Source organism: Klebsiella sp. C349492, from assembly GCF_042055345.1.
Classification (GTDB): domain Bacteria; phylum Pseudomonadota; class Gammaproteobacteria; order Enterobacterales; family Enterobacteriaceae; genus Klebsiella; species Klebsiella scottii.
The window spans coordinates 849852-870630 of the sequence record NZ_JANQCE010000001.1 but is presented as its reverse complement, the minus strand read 5'-3'; the positions used below and the strand labels follow the sequence as shown (position 1 = coordinate 870630).

At 57.7% G+C, this 20779-nt stretch carries 22 protein-coding genes; 13 read left to right on the top strand and 9 right to left on the bottom strand.

The window, feature by feature from the left end:
• Positions 1 to 91: 91 nt before the first annotated feature.
• The gene (locus NWP14_RS04205) at positions 92 to 1288 is read left to right on the top strand and encodes a sugar transporter (protein ID WP_095103394.1); all 1197 of its coding nucleotides are present in this window, start codon (positions 92 to 94) and stop codon (positions 1286 to 1288) included.
• A gap of 61 nt (positions 1289 to 1349) precedes the next feature.
• Here the strand turns inward: NWP14_RS04205 and NWP14_RS04200 are convergent, their stop codons facing one another.
• Positions 1350 to 2018 (bottom strand): MarC family NAAT transporter, encoded by a 669-nt coding sequence (locus tag NWP14_RS04200; protein WP_331834244.1) that lies wholly within the window; start codon positions 2016 to 2018, stop codon positions 1350 to 1352.
• A 215-nt stretch (positions 2019 to 2233) separates the two neighbouring features.
• Here NWP14_RS04200 and marR point away from each other — a divergent pair, with 215 nt between their 5' ends.
• The 3 genes from marR to marB are packed head-to-tail and all read left to right on the top strand — an operon-like array spanning position 2234 to position 3303.
• On the top strand, positions 2234 to 2668 hold the full coding sequence (marR, locus tag NWP14_RS04195) for a multiple antibiotic resistance transcriptional regulator MarR (RefSeq protein ID WP_375214821.1): 435 nt from the start codon (positions 2234 to 2236) through the stop codon (positions 2666 to 2668).
• Between the two features lie 17 nt (positions 2669 to 2685).
• Positions 2686 to 3066 (top strand): MDR efflux pump AcrAB transcriptional activator MarA, encoded by a 381-nt coding sequence (marA, locus tag NWP14_RS04190; RefSeq protein WP_004862191.1) that lies wholly within the window; start codon positions 2686 to 2688, stop codon positions 3064 to 3066.
• 30 nt (positions 3067 to 3096) lie between these two features.
• Positions 3097 to 3303: a multiple antibiotic resistance protein MarB gene (gene marB / locus NWP14_RS04185; protein ID WP_375214820.1), complete on the top strand. Its 207-nt coding sequence runs from the start codon at positions 3097 to 3099 to the stop codon at positions 3301 to 3303.
• Positions 3304 to 3347: 44 nt separating this feature from the next.
• Here the strand turns inward: marB and eamA are convergent, their stop codons facing one another.
• Positions 3348 to 4247, bottom strand: a complete 900-nt coding sequence (eamA, locus tag NWP14_RS04180) for an O-acetylserine/cysteine exporter (RefSeq protein ID WP_095103386.1) — start codon at positions 4245 to 4247, stop codon at positions 3348 to 3350.
• Between the two features lie 193 nt (positions 4248 to 4440).
• On the opposite strand from eamA, the gene ydeE reads away from it, so the two are divergent.
• Positions 4441 to 5637 (top strand): efflux MFS transporter YdeE, encoded by a 1197-nt coding sequence (gene ydeE / locus NWP14_RS04175; RefSeq protein ID WP_095103383.1) that lies wholly within the window; start codon positions 4441 to 4443, stop codon positions 5635 to 5637.
• A 116-nt stretch (positions 5638 to 5753) separates the two neighbouring features.
• On the top strand, positions 5754 to 6224 hold the full coding sequence (locus tag NWP14_RS04170) for a helix-turn-helix domain-containing protein (RefSeq protein WP_346432090.1): 471 nt from the start codon (positions 5754 to 5756) through the stop codon (positions 6222 to 6224).
• A gap of 48 nt (positions 6225 to 6272) precedes the next feature.
• Here the strand turns inward: NWP14_RS04170 and urtE are convergent, their stop codons facing one another.
• From urtE to NWP14_RS04135, 7 genes are all read right to left on the bottom strand, one after another.
• Positions 6273 to 6971: an urea ABC transporter ATP-binding subunit UrtE gene (gene urtE, locus NWP14_RS04165; RefSeq protein WP_346431455.1), complete on the bottom strand. Its 699-nt coding sequence runs from the start codon at positions 6969 to 6971 to the stop codon at positions 6273 to 6275.
• Positions 6972 to 6980: 9 nt separating this feature from the next.
• Positions 6981 to 7778, bottom strand: a complete 798-nt coding sequence (urtD, locus tag NWP14_RS04160) for an urea ABC transporter ATP-binding protein UrtD (protein WP_346431454.1) — start codon at positions 7776 to 7778, stop codon at positions 6981 to 6983.
• A complete protein-coding gene (gene urtC, locus NWP14_RS04155; RefSeq protein ID WP_095103375.1) occupies positions 7778 to 8851 on the bottom strand; it encodes an urea ABC transporter permease subunit UrtC in 1074 nt (357 codons plus the stop codon). Before urtC ends, urtD begins: the two co-directional genes overlap by 1 nt.
• Positions 8851 to 10416: an urea ABC transporter permease subunit UrtB gene (gene urtB / locus NWP14_RS04150; RefSeq protein ID WP_375214819.1), complete on the bottom strand. Its 1566-nt coding sequence runs from the start codon at positions 10414 to 10416 to the stop codon at positions 8851 to 8853. The genes urtC and urtB overlap by 1 nt, the downstream gene beginning before the upstream one ends.
• Before the next feature lie 98 nt (positions 10417 to 10514).
• Positions 10515 to 11786: an urea ABC transporter substrate-binding protein gene (gene urtA, locus NWP14_RS04145; protein WP_095103371.1), complete on the bottom strand. Its 1272-nt coding sequence runs from the start codon at positions 11784 to 11786 to the stop codon at positions 10515 to 10517.
• A gap of 174 nt (positions 11787 to 11960) precedes the next feature.
• A complete protein-coding gene (locus NWP14_RS04140; protein WP_375214818.1) occupies positions 11961 to 13064 on the bottom strand; it encodes a cobalamin-independent methionine synthase II family protein in 1104 nt (367 codons plus the stop codon).
• Positions 13065 to 13259: 195 nt separating this feature from the next.
• On the bottom strand, positions 13260 to 13652 hold the full coding sequence (locus tag NWP14_RS04135; protein WP_375214817.1) for a rhodanese-like domain-containing protein: 393 nt from the start codon (positions 13650 to 13652) through the stop codon (positions 13260 to 13262).
• Positions 13653 to 13720: 68 nt separating this feature from the next.
• Here NWP14_RS04135 and ftrA point away from each other — a divergent pair, with 68 nt between their 5' ends.
• The 7 genes from ftrA to NWP14_RS04100 all read left to right on the top strand — a co-directional run bounded on the left by ftrA (position 13721) and on the right by NWP14_RS04100 (position 20528).
• Complete coding sequence (gene ftrA, locus NWP14_RS04130) at positions 13721 to 14734, top strand: transcriptional regulator FtrA (protein WP_095103366.1); 1014 nt, start codon at positions 13721 to 13723, stop codon at positions 14732 to 14734.
• Between the two features lie 53 nt (positions 14735 to 14787).
• Positions 14788 to 15003 (top strand): DUF4177 domain-containing protein, encoded by a 216-nt coding sequence (locus NWP14_RS04125; RefSeq protein WP_095103364.1) that lies wholly within the window; start codon positions 14788 to 14790, stop codon positions 15001 to 15003.
• A gap of 169 nt (positions 15004 to 15172) precedes the next feature.
• The gene (mgtS, locus tag NWP14_RS04120; RefSeq protein ID WP_004102377.1) at positions 15173 to 15268 is read left to right on the top strand and encodes a protein MgtS; all 96 of its coding nucleotides are present in this window, start codon (positions 15173 to 15175) and stop codon (positions 15266 to 15268) included.
• 297 nt (positions 15269 to 15565) lie between these two features.
• Positions 15566 to 16546 (top strand): GlxA family transcriptional regulator, encoded by a 981-nt coding sequence (locus tag NWP14_RS04115; RefSeq protein WP_375214816.1) that lies wholly within the window; start codon positions 15566 to 15568, stop codon positions 16544 to 16546.
• Positions 16547 to 16624: 78 nt separating this feature from the next.
• A complete protein-coding gene (gene gap, locus NWP14_RS04110; protein ID WP_375214815.1) occupies positions 16625 to 17635 on the top strand; it encodes a type I glyceraldehyde-3-phosphate dehydrogenase in 1011 nt (336 codons plus the stop codon).
• A gap of 315 nt (positions 17636 to 17950) precedes the next feature.
• Positions 17951 to 18433, top strand: coding sequence for a glutathione peroxidase (locus NWP14_RS04105; RefSeq protein WP_375214814.1), 483 nt, complete (start codon positions 17951 to 17953; stop codon positions 18431 to 18433).
• A gap of 322 nt (positions 18434 to 18755) precedes the next feature.
• Entirely contained in the window at positions 18756 to 20528 is a 1773-nt protein-coding gene (locus tag NWP14_RS04100) for an EAL domain-containing protein (protein ID WP_375214813.1), read from the top strand.
• Positions 20529 to 20779: the final 251 nt, after the last annotated feature.

Here is a 20779-nt window from a genome sequence, read left to right as displayed (position 1 = left end):
TGAGACGCAGATCACAAAATGATTGTATTTTCAGCAGCAATCGTTTTAAGATCGCCTTCTATTCTTCTTCTAAGCACTCAGTTCAGAACCTATGATTACAAACACGGTTTCACGCAAGGTCGCGTGGCTTCGGGTAGTCACGCTGGCGATCGCCGCTTTTATCTTTAATACCACTGAATTCGCGCCGGTCGGCCTGCTGTCAGATATTGCCGACAGCTTCGGCATGGAAACCGCGCAGGTCGGCATAATGCTGACTATTTACGCGTGGGTCGTGGCCCTGATGTCGCTACCGTTTATGCTGCTCACCAGCCAGATGGAGCGCCGCCGCCTGCTGATTGGCCTGTTTATTCTGTTTATCGCCAGCCACGTGCTGTCGTTTTTTGCGTGGAGCTTTAACGTGCTGGTGATCAGCCGTATCGGTATCGCCTTTGCGCACGCGGTGTTCTGGTCCATTACCTCGGCGCTGGCGATCCGCATGGCGCCAGCGGGAAAACGCGCCCAGGCGCTGAGCCTGATTGCTACCGGCACCGCGCTGGCTATGGTCTTCGGTATTCCAATCGGCCGCATCGTTGGCCAGTATTTCGGCTGGCGCACGACCTTCCTGGTCATCGGCCTCGGCGCGCTGGTGACGCTGGTGTGTCTCTACAAGCTGCTGCCGAAGCTGCCCAGCGAGCACTCCGGTTCGCTGAAAAGCCTGCCGCTGCTGTTTCGCCGCCCGGCGCTGCTCAGCATCTATCTGCTGACCGCTATCGTGGTGACGGCGCACTACACCGCCTATAGCTACATCGAACCGTTTGTGCAGACGGTGGCCGGTCTGAGCGGCAATTTCGCCACCGTGCTGCTGCTGGTGCTCGGCGGCGCGGGGATTATCGGCAGCGTGCTGTTCGGTAAACTGGGCAATCAGCACGCTTCGGGCCTGATTAATGTCGCGATTGGCCTGCTGCTGGCCTGTCTGCTGCTGCTGCTGCCGGCATCGCAAAATGCCAACCACCTGATGCTGCTGAGCATCTTCTGGGGCGTGGCGATTATGATAATCGGCCTGGGAATGCAGGTTAAGGTACTGGCGCTGGCGCCGGATGCTACCGACGTGGCCATGTCGCTGTTTTCGGGGATCTTTAATATTGGCATCGGCGCCGGCGCGCTGGTCGGCAGCCAGGTGAGCACCCATATGTCAATGGCCTCCATCGGCTACGTCGGAGCCATTCCGGCGCTGGTGGCGCTGGTCTGGTCGGTGATGATCTTCCGCCGCTGGCCGGTGTCGCTGGAAGAGCGGCCTCACCACTCCTGATAGCCACCATAAAAAAGCCGGGCAGCGCGACGCTGCCCGGCTTTTTTTATCCATTCACCCGTCAGACATGATAGGTGGTAATGATCTCCAGCACCCCGTTAATAATAAACTGCACGCCCATGCACACCAGCAGGAAGCCCATCAGGCGGGAGATCGCCTCGATGCCGCCCTTCCCGACCATGCGCATAATCGCCCCGGAGCTGCGCAGGCTGACCCACAGAATCAGCGCCACCAGCGCAAAGGTGATCGGCGGCGCCGCCAGCATCACCCATTCCGGAAACTCAACGCCGTGTTTCACCGTCGACGCCGTACTGATGATCATCGCGATGGTACCCGGCCCGGCGGTACTCGGCATAGCCAGCGGGACAAAGGCGATATTGGCCGTCGGTTCGTCCTGCAGCTCTTCCGATTTCATTTTGGCTTCCACGGAGTCATGCGCCTTCTGCTGCGGAAACAGCATCCGGAAACCAATAAAGGCCACGATCAGCCCGCCGGCGATACGCAGACCGGGGATTGAGATACCGAAGGTATTCATCACCACCTGGCCGGCATACCACGCCACCGCCAGAATGATAAAGACATATACCGAGGCCATCAGCGATTGTCGGTTACGCTCGGCGTTGTTCATGTTGCCCGCCAGCCCGAGGAACAATGCGACGGTCGTGAGCGGGTTTGCCAGCGGCAAAATCACCACCAGCCCCAGACTTATCGCTTTAAAAAGTTCCATCATGATTAATTAAGCCCCTGTTAATATTAAACAATTAAAAATTTTACTCTCTGAGTATAACGTTGGTCGTCGGTATCATACCAGCGCTGATATTTTCCTCGCAGCCCCTGCGCGGGCGTGCTTTAGCAAATCGTGTCATCGCCGAATCCATCAGGTTGACTTATTGTTGCCTGGGCAATAATATCCACAGCAATTAAATAATTGCCTGGGCAACCATTGTGAAAAGCACAAGTGACCTGTTTAACGAAATGATCCCCCTCGGTCGCTTGATCCAGATGGTTAACCAGAAAAAAGATCGCCTGCTCAACGAGTACCTCTCACCGATGGATATCACTTCCACCCAGTTCCGGGTGCTCTGTTCCATTCGTTGCGAAGTATGCATTACCCCCGTTGAGCTGAAAACCGTGCTCTCGGTCGACCCAGGCGCAATGACGCGCATGCTCGATCGCCTGGTCTGTAAAGGCTGGATTGAACGGTTACCCAACCCCACTGACAAACGCGGCGTGCTGGTGCAGCTAACGTCAGACGGCGCGGCGCTATGTGAGCAATGTCATCAGGTTGTGGGTCAGAAATTGCACCAGGAGTTAACAAAAAATCTGTCGGCGGATGAAGTGGTCACCCTTGAGTATTTACTCAAGAAAGTCCTGCCGTAATAAGAAGAGGTAAGATGATGTCCAGACGCAATAACGACGCCATCACTATCCATAGTATTTTGTCGTGGATTGAAGATAACCTGGAATCGCCGCTGTCGCTGGAAAAAGTGTCTGAGCGCTCAGGTTACTCTAAATGGCACCTGCAAAGAATGTTCAAGAAAGAGACCGGTCACTCCCTAGGCCAGTACATCCGCAGCCGCAAGCTGACCGAGATCGCGCAGAAGCTCAAGCAGAGCAACGAGCCGATCCTCTATCTGGCGGAGCGCTACGGTTTTGAATCACAGCAAACGCTGACCCGAACCTTTAAAAACTATTTCGACGTTCCGCCGCATAAATATCGCATGACAAATATGCCGGGTGAATCCCGCTATCTGATGCCACTGAACAACTGTTGTTAATCGCCTGCAAAAAGACGTATTGAGGAAATCATGAAACTATTGGCTTCCGCCGCCCTTGTGCTGGTAGCGCTGACCTCTGGTCAGAGCTATGCGGAGCAAACCACTACTCCGGTTCGTCATAACCACCGCGATGCGATGATAATGCCTTCCGAACATAACGATTCGCCGTTTGATTTCAATCATATGGCTGCCGGTAGCGACAAGTCAGATGAGCTAGGCGTGCCCTACTACAACTAACCGCACGACTCCGGTTTTTTAGCCCCGATATTCGGGGCTTTTTTTTATCCCCGCGCCGCGCCGACGCGAATGCGCCGCAGGCCAAACACGTTAATATACAGCCCGGCCATAATCAGCACCGCCCCGACGAGCTGCAGTCCGCTCAAGGTTTCGCCAAGCAGCAGCGCGGCGCTGGCCATCCCGACCACCGGCACCAGCAGCGAGAGCGGCGCCACCCGCCAGGTCTCATAGCGCCCGAGCAGCGAACCCCAAATCCCGTAGCCGACAATCGTGGCGATAAACGCCAGATAGAGCAGCGAAAGCACGGTCAGCAGATCGATCTGCAGCAGGCTGGCGACCATTTTTTGCGGGCCATCGAGCAGGTATGAGGCCAGCATAAACGGCAGCACCGGGATCAGCGCGCTCCACACCACCAGCGACATGATCTGCGGCTTCTCCTGCCGGGACATGATTTTTTTATTGAAGATATTCCCGCAGGCCCAGCTCAGCGCCGCCGCGAGGGTCAGCATAAACCCAACCACCGGCACATGCTGCGGGCCGAGGCTCGCCTCTATCAGCACCAGCACGCCGAAAATCGCCAGCGCGATGCCGGCCAGCTGCTTGCCCTGCAGACGTTCGCCAAAGGTAAACACCCCGAGGATGATGGTGAAGAACGCCTGCGCCTGCAGCACCAGCGAAGCCAGCCCGGCGGGCATGCCGAGGCCGATGGCGCAGAACAGAAAGGCGAACTGCCCAAAGCTGATCGTCAGGCCGTAGCCCAGCAGCAGGCGCAGGGGAATTTTTGGCCGCGCCACAAACAGCAGCGCCGGGAAGGCGACCAGTAAAAAACGCAGCCCCGCCAGCATCAGCGGCGGCATATTGTGAAGCCCGAGCTTAATAACCACAAAATTAAGCCCCCAAACGACCACCACCAGCAGTGCCAGCAGCCCGTCTTTACGTGTCATACCCCGCCTCGGTTACTACGCTAATTTTTATCAATGAAATCAAAGTAACGAAAAAATCGTCATCCGGATAGATCATTATTTTTAGCAGGGTCGTAATGCCCCTTCCGACATAGGGGAATGCTATACAAGCCTGAAAGACCATGTTATTTGTGAATAGCACCACAAAAAATAACATTTATCAGGCAAGGAAAAAATGATACCGACCCTCAGGCGCTCAACGATAGCGCTGCTGGCCTCATCGCTGCTGCTCACCATCGGCCGCGGCGCGACGCTTCCTTTTATGACCATCTTTCTTACCCGCCAGTATCAGCTGGAGGTAGATAAAATCGGCTATGCCATGTCTATCGCCCTGACGGTCGGCGTGGTGTTCAGCATGGGGTTCGGCATTCTGGCCGATAAGTTCGATAAAAAGCGCTATATGCTGATTGCCGTGACGGCCTTTATCTGCGGCTTTGTAGCGATCCCGCTGGTGAACAGCGTCTCTCTGGTGGTCTTTTTCTTCGCCCTGATCAACTGCGCCTATTCCGTCTTCTCCACCGTGCTAAAGGCGTGGTTTGCCGACGTTCTGTCGCCGGAAAAAAAAGCGCGGATCTTCTCGCTCAACTATACCTTCCTGAATATCGGCTGGACCGTTGGCCCCCCGCTTGGCACCCTGCTGGTGATGCACAGCATTAACCTGCCGTTCTGGCTGGCCGCGGCCTGCGCTGCGTTTCCGCTGGTGTTTATCCAGCTCTTCGTCCAGCGGACATCGGCGGCTATCGCTGCGGATACTGGCAGCCAGTGGTCGCCCTCGGTTCTGCTGCGCGACCGGGCACTAATGTGGTTTACGCTCTCCGGGCTGCTGGCGTCGTTTGTCGGCGGCTCTTTCGCCTCCTGTATTTCCCAGTATGTACTGGTGGTCGCCGATAGCGACTTTGCTGAAAAAGTGGTGGCGGTGGTTTTACCGGTTAACGCCGCCGTGGTGGTGGCGCTGCAGTACGCCGTCGGGCGCAGGCTGAACGCGCGCAATATCCGCCCGCTGATGACCTTTGGCACGCTATGCTTTGTCATCGGGCTGGGCGGGTTTATTCTTTCCGGCAGCAGCCTGCTGCTGTGGGGCGTGTCGGCGGCGGTCTTTACCCTGGGGGAAATTATTTATGCTCCCGGGGAATATATGCTGATCGACAACATTGCGCCGGCGGGCATGAAGGCCAGCTATTTTTCCGCCCAGTCGTTAGGCTGGCTTGGCGCCGCGTTTAACCCGATGATCACCGGGGCGATCCTGACCCACATGCCGCACTGGTCGCTGTTTGTGGTGCTGATGGTGGCGATTATCGCCGCATGGCTGATGATTTTCCGCGGCATGAACAATCCTCCCCGGCAAAAAGGTTATCCGGTCGCCAGCGCCTGAAGCCTGCCGTCATGCGGCTGTCGGGTCGGTGTCGGGTTACTGTCGGCAGGAGATCGTGGCGGCCGACGGCGGAAAGCATCACGCTGCATCTCAGGTTTCACCCGGAGATAGATATGATGAACAGCATTAATCAGGTTAAACAGTTACGTCTGCAGCGCGCATGGTCTCAGGAGCAGCTGGCCGAACTGGCCGGCGTCAGCGTGCGCACCATTCAGCGCATCGAAAACGGCGATCGGCCGGGCCTGGAAACGCTCAGCGCCCTCGCCGCCGTGTTTGAGGTTAACGTAGCCGAACTGAGCGGCGACGCCCCCGTCGGGCACGAAGAATCCCTTGATTTACGTATTGAGGAAGCCAAAGAGCGGGTCCATCAGGAGAGCCGCTTCTTCCGCTCTCTGTCGGTAGCGGTGGTGGTTTGCGTTCTGCTGGCGGTGCTAAACCGGGTCACCAGCCCCGAAAACTACTGGTCCGCATGGGTAGCCGCTATCTGGGGCGCGCTGCTGCTGGTGAGAGCGGCACGGCTGTTTGTCTTCGGCGGATTGACCCGCAGCTGGCGCCAGGCGCGGCTGCAGCGATTGTTGCGTAAGTAGACTCCGTTAAGCGCGACGCCCGGCGCCGCGCTTAACGGCTATTGCGGCTTAGATAGCCACCATTCCGCGCACGCCCTCGGCTTCCATATCCGCGCCCTTTCCTTGCTGAATAATCACTCCTCGCGACATCACCAGGTAGTGGTCGGCAAGAGCTGCGGCAAAATCATAGAACTGCTCGACCAGCAGGATCGCCATATCGCCACGGTTCGCCAGCTGGCGGATGACTTCGCCGATTTCCTTAATCACCGAGGGCTGAATACCTTCCGTCGGCTCGTCGAGGATCAGCAGCTGCGGCCGGCTGGCAAGCGCCCGACCAATCGCCAGCTGCTGCTGCTGACCGCCGGAGAGATCGCCCCCGCGCCGCTGCTTCATCGTTTTTAACACCGGAAACAGCTGATAGATCTCCTCCGGAACCTGCCGGGCGTCGCGGGCGGCAAAGCGCGAAAGGCCCATCAGCAGGTTCTCTTCAACGGTGAGGCGCGGAAAAATCTCCCGCCCCTGCGGGACATAGGCGATCCCCGCCTGTACGCGCTGATGGGGTTTGCGCGCCGTGATGGTCTTATCCTGCCATATCACTTCGCCGCTGCGCGCCGGGACCAGCCCCATCAGGCACTTCAGCAGCGTGGTTTTACCTACGCCGTTGCGCCCCAGCAGGCAGGTAATCTCCCCCGGTCGGGCAGCAAAATCAACGCCGCGCAGAATATGGCTGCCGCCATAGTATTGATGTAACTGGTTAACCTGCAGCATCGGCGCTCCTTAGCGTCCAAGATAAACTTCAATCACCTGTTCGTTGGCCTGCACCTCGCGCAGCGAGCCTTCAGCCAGCACCTGTCCCTGATGCAAAACGGTCACCCGGTCGGCAATCGTTTCAACAAATCCCATATCATGCTCGACCACCATCAGCGAATGCTCCCCGGCGAGGGTGCGGAACAGCTCGGCGGTGTATTCGGTTTCGGCGTCGGTCATACCAGCGGCGGGCTCATCCAGCAGCAGCAGATGCGGCTCCTGCACCAGCAGCATGCCGATCTCAAGGAACTGCTTCTGTCCATGCGACAGCAGCCCCGCCTGCCGGCCGCGTTCGGCGTCCAGACGCAGCAGGCGCAGGGTCTCGCTGATGCGATCCTCCTGCTCCCCGCTCAGCCGCGCGCGCAGGCTGGCCCAGACCGATTTATCGCTTTTCAGCGCCAGCTCAAGATTTTCAGCCACCGTCAGCGCTTCAAAGACCGTCGGCTTTTGAAACTTGCGCCCAATCCCCTGACGGGCAATGGCGATCGGGTCAAGGGACATCAGGTCGATGGACTGATCGTACAGCGCCCTGCCGCTCTGCGGCCGGGTTTTGCCGGTAATCACGTCCATCAGGGTGGTTTTCCCGGCGCCGTTGGGCCCGATAATACAGCGCAGTTCGCCAACGCCAATCTGCAGCGAGAGGTCGGTCAGCGCCTGGAAGCCGTCAAAATTGACGTTAATCTTTTCCAGCTGTAGCACCGGATCGGTTTGCTCACGAAAACGATCCGTCGGCTGCTGGCGGGTAAACAGGCCTTCATCCGGTTGCATCAGCGATCTCCTTTACGCAGCAGGCCAATCACCCCACGCGGTAAAAAGAGGGTGACGATGATAAAAATCAGTCCAAGAAACAGCTGCCAGTACTCCGGGATCGCCATCGTGAAGTAGCTTTTCGCGCCGTTGACCAGCCCCGCGCCCAGCACCGGGCCGACTAAGGTTCCGCGGCCGCCGAGCGCCACCCAGATAGCGGCCTCAATCGAGTTGGTCGGCGACATTTCGCCAGGGTTAATAATCCCCACCTGCGGGACGTACAGCGCCCCCGCCAGCCCGCACAGCACGGCGGAAAGCGTCCACACCAGCAGCTTAAAGCCGCGCGGGTCGTAGCCGCAGAACATCAGCCGGTTTTCGGCGTCGCGCACCGCGGTCAGAATGCGGCCGAACTTGCTGGTGGCGAGGCGAAAGCCTATCCACAGCGTTAACAGCAGCAGCAGTACCGTCGCCATAAACAGCGCCGCACGGGTGCCGGTCGCGGTGACGGAAAAGCCGAGCAGCGTGGTGAAACCGGTAAAACCGTTGTTGCCGCCGAAGCCGGTCTCGTTGCGGAAAAAGAGCAGCATTCCGGCGTAGGTCAGCGCCTGGGTCATTATCGAAAAGTAGACCCCTTTGATTTTGGAGCGAAAGGCAAACCAGCCGAAAACCAGCGCCAGCAGCCCGGGAACCAGCACCACCAGCAGCATCGCCCAGGCAAAGTGCTGGGTTCCCCACCAGAACCACGGCAGCTCGGTCCACGACAGGAATGACATAAACGCCGGCAGACCGTCGCCGGCCGCCTGGCGCATCAGATACATGCCCATCGCATAGCCGCCCAGCGCAAAGAAGATGCCGTGGCCCAGTGACAGCATGCCGGCATAGCCCCACACCAGATCCAAGGCCACCGCGACGACGGCGTAGCAGAGGATCTTACCGGTCAGGGTCAGCAGCCACGTAGGCACCGCCAGCGGGTGTGACTGAGGCAGCAGCGCCAGAAACGGCATGCTCAGCAGCGCGATTAGCACCAGCAGCCCAAGCCACTGCAGAGGCCGGGGCGCTTTGCGCGCAAGTCGTAAGGTCATCGGTTGGCTCATCAGTCAATCACCCTGCCTTTTAACGCGAACAGCCCCTGCGGGCGTTTCTGGATAAACAAAATAATCAGCACCAGGATCAGAATTTTGCCCAGCACCGCGCCCAGCTGCGGCTCGAGGATTTTGTTAAAGATCCCGAGGCCAAACGCCGCCACCACGCTTCCCGCCAGCTGACCGACGCCGCCCAGCACCACCACCAGAAACGAGTCGATGATGTAGCCCTGACCGAGCTCCGGCCCGACGTTGCCGAGCTGCGACAGCGCGACGCCGCCTAAGCCCGCGATCCCGGAGCCGAGGCCAAACGCCAGCATATCGACCCGGCCGGTCGGCACGCCGCAGCAGGCGGCCATTGCCCGATTCTGCGTGACCGCCCGCACGTTCATGCCCAGACGGGTTTTATTCAGGATCAGCCAGGTAAAGAACAGGACGAGGATCACAAAGCCGAGGACCGCCAGCCGGTTCCACGGCAGGATCAGGTTGGGCAGTACCTGCATGCCGCCGGATAGCCACGCCGGGTTCGCCACCTCGACGTTTTGCGCGCCAAACAGCATGCGCGTCAGCTGGATGAGCATCAGGCTGATCCCCCAGGTCGCCAGCAGCGTTTCCAGCGGGCGTCCGTAGAGATGGCGAATAATGGTACGCTCCAGCGCCATGCCGATCCCGGCGGTGACCAGAAAGGCCACCGGCAGCGCAATCAGCGGATAGAGCGCCAGCCACTGCGGGGCGAACTGGGACAAAGCCTGCTGCACCAGCCAGCAGCTGTAGGCCCCTATCATCAACATTTCGCCGTGGGCCATATTGATGACCCCCAGCAGCCCGTAGGTGATCGCCAGCCCCAGCGCCGCCAGCAGCAGCACCGAACCGAGCGACAGCCCCATAAAGGCCTGGCCGAGGATTTCGCCGAGCAGCAGCCGCTGTTTGATCTGGCTCAGGCTGTCGGCCGCCGCGCTGCGTACGCCGGCATCAGGCTCATGCTGCGCATCGGTAAAGGGCATCAGCAGCGCCTGCGTTTCGGGGTCGGAGGAGTGGCCCAGCCGCTCAACCGCCGCCAGCCGCAGCTCTCTGGCAGGGCTGCTCAGCTGAAGGCGAGCCAGCGCCATCTCCAGCTGCGTTTTGATTCCGTCATCCGTTTCTGCCGCCAGCCGCTGCTGCAGCAGACCGCTCATTTCGGGGGTAGCTTCCCGCTGGAGGATCTTCACCGCCGCCGCTCTTTCAGTGACACTGTCACTCACCAGCAGGTGCGTGGCCAGCGCGCCGGCGGCCAGGTTGCGCAGGCGGTTGGTGAGCCGCACCGGTTTGGGGGTGCCTGAAGGTTCCGCCGCCGCGCCCAGCGCCTGCTGATTGCTGAAGGCGTGGCCGCTGTTGTCAACCTGCAGCGTTTCCGCCGCTAATGCGCGCAGCAGCGGCAGACGCTGGGCCTGCGGGGCCGCGGCCCACTGCTCAAGCAACCGCGCCTGCTGGCTGCGATTGGCCGTCACGAAATCATCCGCGTCCGCCGCCTGTGTGCGCCACGGCAAAATCATCACCAGCAGCGCGAAGTAGTAACCCATGATGCGCAGCGCGTTCATGATTGCTCTCCTTGTGGCGTTCCGGGTCGCCCGTACGCTCGTTAAAGCACGTTCCACCCGCCCGGGCCGTAGCCCGGGAAGGTGACGCTGAGTGACGCTTAGTTACTGGCGGTTTTTACCGGATGATCGGGCTTCTTATCGTTACCGGCGATCCACGGGCTCCACGGCTGGGCGCGAACCGCATCGTCGGTCTGCCAGACGACGTTGAACTGACCGTTGCCTTCGATTTCACCGATCATCACCGGCTTATGCAGATGATGGTTGGTAGCATCCATGGTCAAGGTAAAGCCGGACGGCGCTTTAAACGTTTGCCCGGCCATCGCCGCGCGAACCTTATCAACATCGGTCGTGCCGGCCTTGGTCACCGCCTGAGCCCACATATGCAGCCCGACCCAGGTGGCTTCCATCGGATCGTTGGTGACGACGGTATCGGCGTTCGGCAGCTTATGGGCCTTGGCATAGGCGCGGTAGTCGGCCACAAACTGCTTATTGGTCGGGTTATCGACCGACTCAAAGTAGTTCCACGCCGCGAGGTTGCCGACCAGCGGTTTGGTATCGATGCCGCGCAGCTCCTCTTCCCCTACCGAGAACGCGACGACCGGGACATCGGTGGCCTTCAGTCCCTGATTCGCCAGCTCCTTATAGAACGGAACGTTGGAGTCACCGTTGATGGTTGAGACCACCGCGGTTTTTCCGCCCGCCGAGAATTTCTTAATATTGGCGACAATCGTCTGGTAATCGCTGTAGCCGAACGGGGTGTAGACCTCTTCGATGTCCTTATCCTGAATCCCTTTGGCGTGCAGGAAGGCGCGCAGGATCTTGTTGGTGGTGCGCGGATAGACGTAGTCCGTCCCGAGCAGGAAGAAACGCTTCGCGCCGCCGCCGTCCTCGCTTAACAGGTATTCCACCGCCGGGATAGCCTGCTGGTTTGGCGCCGCGCCGGTATAGAAGACGTTCGGCGACATCTCTTCGCCCTCGTACTGTACCGGGTAGAACAGCAGCCCGTTGAGCTCTTCGAATACCGGCAGAACCGATTTACGCGACACCGAGGTCCAGCAGCCAAAGACCGCCGCAACCTTGTCCTGAGTCAGCAGCTGGCGGGCTTTTTCCGCAAACAGCGGCCAGTTCGAGGCCGGGTCCACCACCACCGGTTCGAGCTTTTTGCCCAGCACGCCGCCTTTGGCGTTAATATCGTCGATCGCCATCAGCGCGACGTCTTTTAGCGGCGTTTCGGAAATGGCCATCGTCCCGGAGAGCGAATGCATAATGCCGACCTTAATGGTGTCGGCGGCGAAAGCCGGAAACGTGTAGCCCATGCTGATGACAGAGGCGGAGAGTGCAAAAGCTTTTAATAGTGTTCGACGCTGCATGTTCACTCCTGAATATCGCAAAAACAAAAAATGAATTAACGACTAACCGGAAGTGATAAGGCAAAAAAGATGCCAGGTTGCTGAACAACCTGAAGGCGCGGCGCGCGGCGGGAGCGTAAAACTGGAGGCGCAGCGTTGCCTCAAAATAGTGCAACGCTGCGCTAAGAAGAGAGATTACCAGACCTGAGCGGCCACCCCGGTGACGAGGCGGACTTTATCCCACTGCTGCGACTCGGTCAGCGCATTTCCCTCCTCGGTCGAGGCAAAGCCGCACTGCGGGCTGAGGCAAATCTGCTGCAGAGAAACGTACTGCGCCGCCTCCGCCAGCCGCGCCTTAACCCCTTCGGGATTTTCCAGCTCGCCATTTTTGGTGGTAATCAGCCCCAGCACTACCTGCTGATGGCCCGGGCGGATAAAGCGCAGCGGCGCAAAGTCGCCGGAGCGGTCGTTATCGTACTCAAGGAAGAACGCGTCGACATTCACGCTGCCAAACAGCACTTCCGCTACCGGCTCGTAGCCGCCTTCGGAGATCCAGGTGGAGCGGAAGTTGCCGCGGCAGACGTGCAGGCCGATGGTTAAATCATCCGGCTTGCCTTCCAGGGCCTGATTCAGCACCCTGGCATAGATCCGCGCCAGCTCGTCCGGGTCCTCCCCACGGTCGCGTACCTGCTGGCGCTGTTCGTCGGAGCACAGGTAGGCCCAGACGGTATCATCCAGCTGCAGATAGCGGCAGCCCGCGTCATAAAACGCGCGAATCGCATCGCGCCAGGTGATCGCCAGGTCCGCAAAATAGTCGGCGAGGTCCGGATAGACGGTGGAATCAATATCTTTACGCCCGCCGCGGAAATGCAGCACGCTCGGGCTGGGAATGGTCATTTTTGGCTGCGCGTCGCCGCTGATGCTTTGCAGAAAACGAAAGTCTTCCAGCATCGGATGTTCGCCAAACCCCAGCTTACCGGTCACCCGGATACCGTGCGCCCTGGTCTGCACGCCGTTGAACTGGATGCCGTGATCCGAATCGTAGCGCTCGACGCCCTGCAGGCCGTCAAAGAAATCAAAGTGCCACCACGCGCGACGAAACTCCCCGTCGGTCACCACGTGCAGGCCGCAGTCACACTGCTGCTGTACCAGCTGGCGAATCGCTTCATCTTCCACCCGCCGCAGCTGCCCGCTATCAATGGCGCCTTCGGCAAACTGCTGGCGCGCCAGCTTGATCGCATTCGGACGTAAGAAGCTGCCGACGATATCAGCGCGGAACGGGGCCTGTGAACGTTGCATGGTGTCTCCTTAGCGGCGGGCCGGTTTAGTTGCCCACCGTGATAGTTCATTATTTGAATTTATAGACTTCTGGATGGCTATATGTCCAAATAGTGGCACGCGATATGGCGATCGGCAAACGAGAAAATTTCATGGCTGATGAAATAATTTCATCCAGCGGTCAGCTTTATCTGCGCAGGCTGACCGCCGCTCGCCTCAATCCGCGAAAGGCAGCCCTTCGTCCTGCCAGCCGGTCAGGCCGCCGATCATCAGCTTCACCGGCCTCCCCAGCAGCGCCAGCCGCAGCGCCGCGACGTCCGCGCCGTTACAGTGCGGGCCGGCGCAGTAAACCACGAACAGCGTCTCCGCCGGCCATTCGCTCATTCTGGCGGCATCAATTTGTCGATGCGGGATATGCAGCGCGCCGGGAAGATGGCGGCGGGCAAAAGCTTCCGCGCTGCCGACGACGTGCAGCAGGACAAAATCGGCTTCGCCTTCGCTCATCGCCCGGTAGACGTCAGCACAATCGGTTTCAAGACCCAGCTTTTTGCGGAACCAGGCGGCGGCTTCAGCGGGTACGGCAGGGGTAAATTCGGTAACAACACTCATGGCGTATTCTCCTTGTCTGTGATACCACTAATTTAATGACACCTTCTCTTTGTTATCCGCTGGCAACCATGACAGAAAACGCTGAAATCATGCCAATCTCCACCGTGACGTTGTCACGCCATCGGGTGGTTGCGCTGGCCTACGATGGCCTCTGTACCTTTGAATTTGGCGTGGCGGTAGAGATCTTCGGCCTGCCGCGCCCGGAAATGGGCGCCGGCTGGTATCAGTTTGCGGTAGCGGCCGTCGACAGCGGCGAGCTTCGCGCGACCGGCGGTATACGGCTGGTGGCCGATGGCGGCATGGATTTACTCAACACGGCGCAGACCATTGTGGTACCCGGCTGGCGCGGGATTGATGCCCCGGTTCCCGCAGAGCTCTGCGCGGCGCTGGTTGCCGCCCGCGCCCGCGGCTGTCGCATCATCTCGATTTGTTCCGGCGTGTTCGTGCTCGCCGCCGCCGGCCTGCTTAACGGCCGCCGGGCGACAACCCACTGGCGCTATACCGACCAGCTGCGCCAGCGCTACCCGCAGGTGGAGGTCATCGACGATGTGCTGTACGTGGGCGACGAGAACGTGATGACATCGGCAGGCAGCGCCGCGGGCATCGATCTATGTTTGCATCTGGTGCGCGAAGACTACGGCATTGATGCGGCGAATACGGTTGCCCGCCGGCTGGTTATCTCGCCGCACCGCGACGGCGCCCAGGCCCAGCAGGTTGTCCGCCCGGTGGCGAAAGCGCGGGAAAGCCAGCGCCTGGGCCTGCTGTTCGACTTCCTGCATCAGCAGCTGGCGGTCAGCCATAGCGTCGCCTCGCTGGCGCAGCGCGTCGGCATGAGCCCGCGCACCTTTTTACGCCGCTTTGAGGCGGCAACCGGCAAAACCCCCGCGCGCTGGCTGCTGGATGAACGTTTGCAGCGCGCCACGCAGCATCTCGTCGATACCCGTCTTAGCGTGGAGAAGATCGCCGAGCTTTGCGGCTTCGCCAATGCCGGCGCCCTGCGCCATCATTTTCGCCAGCAGTTTGCCCTCAGCCCGCTGCAGTACCGCAAGAAGTTTTCTCCCCCCGCGGTTGTAAAACCGTAGCGACAGAGCACAATGGCTTCACTTTATATAGCTAGCGCAAGGAGCTTGCCCCGATGAAAAAAGAGTGTCGCGTGGTTCTTTATAAGGAAGGGATACTGGGAAGTATGTTTTTCGGTGAGGCAAAAGCGGACCCCGATAAAATGAGCCGTTTCCTGAATGAGTACACCATGCAGGGCTGGGAAGTGAAAACGATGTCCGTGGAAAGGCGCCGTACCGGCCTTTTCTGGTCGCGGGAAGCCTATCTTTTCGTACCTGAACGCGCCCTCTGATCCCCCTCTTCGCCCGCCCGCCGCTGGCGCGGGCTATTTATTTAGATCGTAAATAATACCTTTTGTTAACATCCGGTTGAAGTTTCGCCGGCTACTCTATGCTCAACAACCGTACACCCTGTTCAATAAGGACAACTTAGCGCAAATCGAAACTTTATGGAGGTTAATCATGCTGGGAAATATGCATGTATTTATGGCAGTACTGGGAACAATCCTGTTCTTTGGTTTTCTTGCCGCGTATCTAAGCCACAAATGGGATGACTGATGAACGGCGATAATCCCCACCCTTAAACGCCCCTTGCTGCTTATGCATCAAGGGGCGTTCTGCTTTTTGCTTCACGATCATCGCGTTACACTCATCACGAAAAATTCAGCGTTGCGTTATTTAGCCTGCGCATCAGAGCAGCGCTGGCGGACGCGCTAAACAAATGACGGACATTTGCAGGCAACTCCACATCAAACCATCAGCCAGAAGCGGTACTGTCGCTACGGCAGGGATAAGACTTTTTCCGTCTGCGTATCTTCTGTTGACTTACTCTGTAAAAAGATTACTTTTCAGGACATGAAGAAAATACTCATCATTGTCCCCGATGGCGGCATGCTGTTTGAATCCGCCGGTATTGCCGACATTCTGATGCAGGCCAACCGCCTGCACCCGGAAGGCGCTTTGGATATCTGTTACCAGGTTCAGTTAGCGACAACCCAGCCGCATCAGGTGATTCATGGTCAGTCCGGCTTAAATCTACTGGCAGATCATCGCCTGCATGAGATAGACCCTCGCGAGCCTCTCGATACCATCATTATTACCGGCAGAGGTCAAAACCCGCAGGAAGGGATTGCGGTGGTTGACTGGCTGCGCCTTGCCGCTCCCCATGCCCGCCGCATTGCATCCATTTGCGGCGGTGCGATGCTGCTGGCGCAAACCGGGCTGCTGGACGGCAGACGAGCCACCACCCACTGGAAGCTGCTGGAAACCATGCAGGCAGAATTTCCTCAGGTGCGCGTCGAAGGCGGTCCGCTGTACGTTCAGGACGAACGCATCTGGACCTCAGGCGGGGTTAGTTCCGGCTTTGACCTGACGCTGGCGCTGGTTGAAGAGGACTACGGCTTCAATCTGGCGCGCGACATCGCCCAGGACTTCGTCATGTTCCTGCGCCGTCCCGGAGGCCAGCTGCAGTTTAGCCGCTACAACCTGCAGCAGACCAGCACCCTGGGCCCCATTAGCGATCTGCAGGCCTGGTTGCTCGAGAACCTTACCGCCGACCTCAGTGTGGATAAACTGGCGGAAAAAGTCGCCATGAGCCCACGTAATTTCACCCGCGTGTTTACCCGGGAAACCGGCGTTTCGCCGGCGCGCTACGTCGCCGAAGCCCGTCTGGCCGCTGCCCGACAGCGTCTGGAGCAGACCAACGAGACGCTGGATCGTATCGCCGAACAAACGGGATTTGGCAGCAGCATTAACCTGCGACGGCTGTTTGAAAAACAGCTTCACATCACGCCTGGTGAATATCGCCAGCGCTTTCACTGTCGTAAAATGGCGTAAAGTGATCCTTTTATGTCATTTACGCCAACTGGTGACCGGCCTACATTAGCTTCAGAGACAACAGATAAGGAGTTGATCATGGTAAAGGTCGGTATTAACGGTTTTGGCCGTATCGGACGTAACGTACTGCGTGCTGCACTGGGTAACCCGGATATTCAGATTGTGGCAATCAACGATCTGACAGACAGTAAAACCCTGGCGCATCTGCTGAAATACGACTCGCTGCTCGGTAAACTCGACGCCGACGTCACCGCTGGTGAGGGGCAGCTTGTGGTTGACGGTAAATCCATTACCGTGTTCAGCGAACGCGACCCGGCCAACATCCCGTGGCGTCAGAGCGAAGTCGATATCGTCATTGAAGCAACCGGCCTATTCACCGACCGGGACAAGGCGGCGGTACATATCCACAGCGGTGGCGCAAAACGAGTGATTATCTCCGCCCCCGGTAAAAACGATGATTTAACCATCGTGATGGGCGTTAACGATGGCCTCTACTCTCCGGATAAACACTACGTGGTGAGCAACGGTAGCTGCACAACCAACGGTCTGGCACCTGCCGCGCAGGTTCTGCACCAGCATTTCGGTATTAAGCATGGTCTGATGAACACCACCCACGCCTACACCAACAGCCAGGCGCTGCACGAGCAGCCGGAAAAAGACCTTCGTGGCGCCCGCGCCGCCGCGCTGTCGATTGTGCCTTACTCCAGCGGTGCCGCGAAGGCGCTTGGCAAAGTCATCCCTGAGCTGGATGGCCGTTTAACCGGTTACTCGCTGCGCGTACCGGTTCCGGTGGTCTCTATTGTCGACCTGACCGTAACGCTTGAGCGGGATGTGACGACAGAAGAGGTCAATAATGCATTTCGCGAAGCCGCCGCGACGGGACCGCTAAAAGGCATCCTCGGCTATAGCGATGAACCGCTCGTCTCAAGCGACTACCAGGGGGATCCGCGTTCTTCCATTATCGACGGTCTGTCAACGCTGGTGATTGGCGGCAATATGGTCAAAATTCTGGCGTGGTATGACAATGAATGGGGATTCTCCAGGCGCCTCGTCGACCTGGCGCTGTTGATGGCAAGGCGTGAACGCTAGCCCCCTTCTCTCACACTCCTATAAAATCCACGCCTGGCGTGGATTTTTTATATCTGTCGCTTGTAAGTCGTCGCATGGCAGCATAGTGAAGTGAGTTCGCTGGCGGAACAACCGATCCCACCTTAACGTCTCCCTTATCGGCGAAACGGCAATCAGAGCCCACGCCTGGCTGCTCCAGGGATTGATACTTAAACATTGTGGTTATGCGGGAGCGATGAGCTGTAACCTGGGATAACGTTCCATCCATCGCTTTATGAAATACCGCGCTACATGGCAATATCGACGTTGAACATGTTCTGCTATGAGGATCCCAACATGACCGCCTTTCATCAACTTACTGCTACCAGTCTGCGTGGTCAGCTCATCTCGATGGCCGACTACGCTGGCAAGCTGGTTCTGGTGGTTAATACCGCCAGCCATTGTGGCTTCACGCCCCAATACGCGGGCCTTGAAGCGCTCTACAAGAAGTACGCCGCCCAGGGTCTGGTGGTGCTGGGTTTCCCCTGCAACCAGTTTGGTAATCAGGAACCCGGCGGCGCCGACGAAATCGTGCAGGTCTGTCACATTAACTACGGTGTGAGCTTTCCGATGTTCGAGAAAGTGGCGGTCAACGGCGCCGCTACGCATCCGGTGTTTCGTTACCTAAAAGCTGAATTACCCGGCGTGCTGGGGGGACGGATCAAGTGGAACTTCACCAAGTTCCTGATCGGACGCGACGGCAAGCCTCTCAAGCGTTTTGCGCCGTTCATCACCCCAGAGAAAATGGAAAGCGTAATCCTTGCCGCACTTGAAGTCTAAGTGCTCCGGTAATTAGAATCTCTTTAGGAAGCTTCCGACAAACTGATTATATCCGCGTGTAGTTAACGTCCGCTCTTCGCTGTGAGTCCTACAGGCCATCTTTAACGTATTTTTCTGGCCGGGAGCAGGCTACCGCCGTGCGGCAGATTCTTCCGGACGCTTCTGGCGGGCGATATTTTTCGCAGACAATCAATGGCAAACATTTTAATCTGGGGACAAGGCGGGTGATGGTGCGCGTATTGACGCCAGTCGTTAGTATAGAGATACACACCATCAGCGGGTTGGGATGACCCAAAAATCTACTGCACCGGGGAGCATTGGAATGTTGACTGATCTCAGCAGCGATGAAAATAAAAGACGCGCGGCGATTGACCTGTTGAAAAATCCTGACGAAGGCCGGGACGAGGCGTTAAGAAAATACACGCATCTGGTCTGCCAGTTGCTGAAAATGCCGATGGGCTTTGTGTCGGTTCTCGATGATGAAAAGCAATACATCAAATCTGCTCAGAATATCGCAGTCACGGAGACCAGCCTGGGCGAGGCATTTTGCGTACAGACCTTGAAACAGAGCGAAACTTTCATTTGCCATGATACACATCAGCACCCGGCCTTTCGTCGCTATGAGGCTGTCAGAGAAGCCCCATTCATTCGCTTTTATGCGGGGTGCCCGCTTAAAACCCGGGATGGAGTGCCCGTGGGAACCTTGTGTATCTTAGATACTCGGCCCAGGGTACTTTCAGATGAGCAAATCGGTATTTTTGAAACGCTCGCCGGGCTGATATCGGATTTTTTAGCTTCCTGGTACGCAGTCGGCTATATCGATGTTGTCACGCTTTTACCAAATCGCCAGCGACTACTGAAGGACATCGAGGTTTCAGCGGTGGGCAGCTTCAGGCTCGTCATCATTGACTGCATTGATATGCCATTTGCCTACGAGATGGCCCGCTCATTGGGGATGATTGCCGTAGAAAATCTACTTCGCGACATGGCTGCAGAGCTGCAAACCCGGCTGCCGTTGGCGGGGAAACTCTACGCCGTGGCGGTCGGACGATTTGCCTTTTTCACCCATACGCAAATGGCTCTGTCATTGGATAATATCGCCCTAACTCTTCAGGGAACCCAGGCCAGGATCAACCCGGAAGTCCCCCTGGATTTGGATATCCACATGGGTGACTCCGGACTTTGTGATAACACCCTGACGCCGAATGAAATTCTGCGTCGTGCGGTCAGCGCGTTGCATGAGGCGATAAGTCAGGGGCATCGTTTTAGTACCTATGATGGCGCCCTGGATACTCGTAAGAAGAGTGATTTCAGCCTTCTGACCGAACTCAGACAAACGCTGCAGGAAAACCAAGGGTTATATCTGGTCTATCAGCCGAAAATCTCACTGGCGACGGGACGCGTGACGGGGGCTGAAGCGCTGCTAAGATGGCAGCATCCTAAAAACGGCGAAGTGCTGCCGGGGAAATTTATTCCTCTGGTCGAAAAGACCAGCCTGATGCGTGAGCTCACAGCCTGGGTAATCGATCACACCATCGCACAGCTGAGTGCCTGGCGGGACCGGGGGCTTTCTCTGCCGGTGTCAATTAATCTGGCCGCCAGCGATTTTTCTCGACCAGATTTCGCCGAGGAACTTGAGCAGAAATTGCGGGATGCGCGTCTTGATCCATCCCTGCTGGGAGTGGAGTGTCTGGAGACGGAGAAGATGCTTGAAAGTCCGGCCGCTCTTAACGGACTGGACATGCTCAAATTACGCGGATTTAAAATATCTCTGGACGATTTTGGATCCGGATACAGCAACATTAATTACCTGCGGCAAATTCCAATGGACATCATCAAGCTCGACCGCTCCATTGTGAGTAAGATTGACCGCGACAAAGCCAGCCGCATTATTGTGCGCAACGTTGTCAGGCTCCTCAAGCAACTTGATTATGTCGTGCTGGCCGAAGGCGTCGAGGATGCCAAAACAGTTGAGATTTTAAGAGGCCTGGGCTGCGATGAGGTTCAGGGGTATTTTTATGCCAGGCCGATGATGTCTGTTGCCTTTGAAGCCTGGTATCACGCCAGAAACGAAGCGCTGGAAAAGAAACCCTGAAGAGAGCTAATTATCAGGATAAATATGTAAGCACACCGGCTATTACTCTTTGAGGGATACCGCGGTGCTGCCGTAGCGTTTACCGTTGGTTATGAACCTGTTTCACCGTTTAGCTGTAAATACTAGCGGCATTTGGCGCCACGCCTGCATACGGAACAATAGAGACTGATTAAAACCAAAAAACTCCCCCGGAGGCACACCGGGGGAAAATACTGATTGATATTATTGCTGTGTGCGTCTTCGCGCACTAC

Excerpts from the sequence above, each read along its gene's own strand:
- NWP14_RS04205 (WP_095103394.1), top strand. The coding sequence starts at position 92 with ATGATTACAAACACGGTTTCACGCAAGGTCGCGTGGCTTCGGGTAGTC.
- NWP14_RS04200 (WP_331834244.1), bottom strand. The coding sequence starts at position 2,018 with ATGATGGAACTTTTTAAAGCGATAAGTCTGGGGCTGGTGGTGATTTTG.
- marA (WP_004862191.1), top strand. The coding sequence starts at position 2,686 with ATGTCCAGACGCAATAACGACGCCATCACTATCCATAGTATTTTGTCG.
- marB (WP_375214820.1), top strand. The coding sequence starts at position 3,097 with ATGAAACTATTGGCTTCCGCCGCCCTTGTGCTGGTAGCGCTGACCTCT.
- eamA (WP_095103386.1), bottom strand. The coding sequence starts at position 4,247 with ATGACACGTAAAGACGGGCTGCTGGCACTGCTGGTGGTGGTCGTTTGG.
- ydeE (WP_095103383.1), top strand. The coding sequence starts at position 4,441 with ATGATACCGACCCTCAGGCGCTCAACGATAGCGCTGCTGGCCTCATCG.
- NWP14_RS04170 (WP_346432090.1), top strand. The coding sequence starts at position 5,754 with ATGAACAGCATTAATCAGGTTAAACAGTTACGTCTGCAGCGCGCATGG.
- urtE (WP_346431455.1), bottom strand. The coding sequence starts at position 6,971 with ATGCTGCAGGTTAACCAGTTACATCAATACTATGGCGGCAGCCATATT.
- urtD (WP_346431454.1), bottom strand. The coding sequence starts at position 7,778 with ATGCAACCGGATGAAGGCCTGTTTACCCGCCAGCAGCCGACGGATCGT.
- urtC (WP_095103375.1), bottom strand. The coding sequence starts at position 8,851 with ATGAGCCAACCGATGACCTTACGACTTGCGCGCAAAGCGCCCCGGCCT.
- urtB (WP_375214819.1), bottom strand. The coding sequence starts at position 10,416 with ATGAACGCGCTGCGCATCATGGGTTACTACTTCGCGCTGCTGGTGATG.
- urtA (WP_095103371.1), bottom strand. The coding sequence starts at position 11,786 with ATGCAGCGTCGAACACTATTAAAAGCTTTTGCACTCTCCGCCTCTGTC.
- NWP14_RS04140 (WP_375214818.1), bottom strand. The coding sequence starts at position 13,064 with ATGCAACGTTCACAGGCCCCGTTCCGCGCTGATATCGTCGGCAGCTTC.
- NWP14_RS04135 (WP_375214817.1), bottom strand. The coding sequence starts at position 13,652 with ATGAGTGTTGTTACCGAATTTACCCCTGCCGTACCCGCTGAAGCCGCC.
- ftrA (WP_095103366.1), top strand. The coding sequence starts at position 13,721 with ATGACAGAAAACGCTGAAATCATGCCAATCTCCACCGTGACGTTGTCA.
- NWP14_RS04125 (WP_095103364.1), top strand. The coding sequence starts at position 14,788 with ATGAAAAAAGAGTGTCGCGTGGTTCTTTATAAGGAAGGGATACTGGGA.
- mgtS (WP_004102377.1), top strand. The coding sequence starts at position 15,173 with ATGCTGGGAAATATGCATGTATTTATGGCAGTACTGGGAACAATCCTG.
- NWP14_RS04115 (WP_375214816.1), top strand. The coding sequence starts at position 15,566 with ATGAAGAAAATACTCATCATTGTCCCCGATGGCGGCATGCTGTTTGAA.
- gap (WP_375214815.1), top strand. The coding sequence starts at position 16,625 with ATGGTAAAGGTCGGTATTAACGGTTTTGGCCGTATCGGACGTAACGTA.
- NWP14_RS04105 (WP_375214814.1), top strand. The coding sequence starts at position 17,951 with ATGACCGCCTTTCATCAACTTACTGCTACCAGTCTGCGTGGTCAGCTC.
- NWP14_RS04100 (WP_375214813.1), top strand. The coding sequence starts at position 18,756 with ATGTTGACTGATCTCAGCAGCGATGAAAATAAAAGACGCGCGGCGATT.